The following is a 1083-nucleotide window of genomic DNA, read 5'->3' as shown; positions in this document are numbered from 1 at the left end:
CATCAACTTAACTTAATGAAAAAACTCGGTTTCGATATGTATCAAGGCTACTTGCTTGCGATGCCTCAAACCCTAGAAATGTACGAGGAAGTCAAAACGGCCTAAGACCTTCTTGTTAAGCACTGCCGCCTTTGAATACCTGGATTACTTGCGGTGCTTGCCACGATTTTTATGAATCGCGAGTTTTGCTTTTAGTTTGCGCTTTTCTGACGAACGACTCTTACGACGACCGCCACTATCACGCTCAGGTTCTACCTCTTCAATTAGACTTGGTTCGAATCCTTCTAGCCATTCTTGAGGCAAACGCTGGTCTAACAACGTTTCGATCGCACGAAGCAGATATTCTTCATCTCGGCTCATTAATGAAACGGCCAAACCGGATTTACCCGCGCGGCCAGTACGACCAATACGATGTACGTAGTCTTCGGCTTTAAATGGCATATCAAAGTTCACCACTTGTTCAAGCTCTTGAATATCTAGACCGCGAGCCGCCACGTCTGTCGCAATCAGGGCTCGAACTTTACCTTGCTTGAATTCATCAAGTGCACGCTGGCGAGCACCTTGCGATTTATCACCATTAATCGAAACCGCTTTGATACCATCCAGTTTGAGCTCCTTTGCAAGCTCATCGCTACCTTGTTTGGTTTTAGTGAAAACAAGTACTTGTTGCCAGTTTCGTGAACCAATTAAATACGCTAGCAACTCACGCTTACGCTTTTTATCAACTGGATACACCATCTGCTTAACCGTTTCTGCCGTTGTATTCGCTGGAGACACTTCCACCTCAACAGGAGAATCCATCAGTTTGTAAGCGATGGTTTTAATGCGTTTTTCAAACGTCGCAGAAAACAGCATGATTTGTTTGTCATTCGGTAGTCGACGAAGAATGCGTTGCAGATCAGGCCAAAAACCCATGTCCAACATTCGGTCAGCTTCATCAAGCACCAACACGCCAGTTTTAGAAATGTTTACGTTGCCGTTAAACAAGTGGTCTAACAATCGGCCCGGCGTAGCAATAAGAATATCCGCGCCCTCTTCCAACTTGTTCTTTTGCACGCCAATACTTGTACCGCCGTACACACA

1 protein-coding gene and 1 pseudogene are annotated in these 1083 nt (G+C 45.3%); one reads left to right on the top strand and one right to left on the bottom strand.

All coding sequences use genetic code 11. From position 1 onward, the window contains the following. Nucleotides 1–105: pseudogene (locus R8N47_RS23675) on the top strand (EAL domain-containing protein); the annotation flags it as partial. Nucleotides 106–144: 39 nt separating this feature from the next. Here R8N47_RS23675 and R8N47_RS23670 read toward each other — a convergent pair. Continuing rightward, nucleotides 145–1083, bottom strand: a 939-nt coding sequence (locus R8N47_RS23670) for a DEAD/DEAH box helicase (protein ID WP_318185911.1), incomplete at its 5' end; no start/stop codon positions are given.

It is taken from the genome of Vibrio sp. 2132-1 (genome assembly GCF_033344315.1).
The sequence above is the reverse complement of the archived record's forward strand: the minus strand, read 5'-3'. Positions and strand labels throughout refer to the sequence as shown.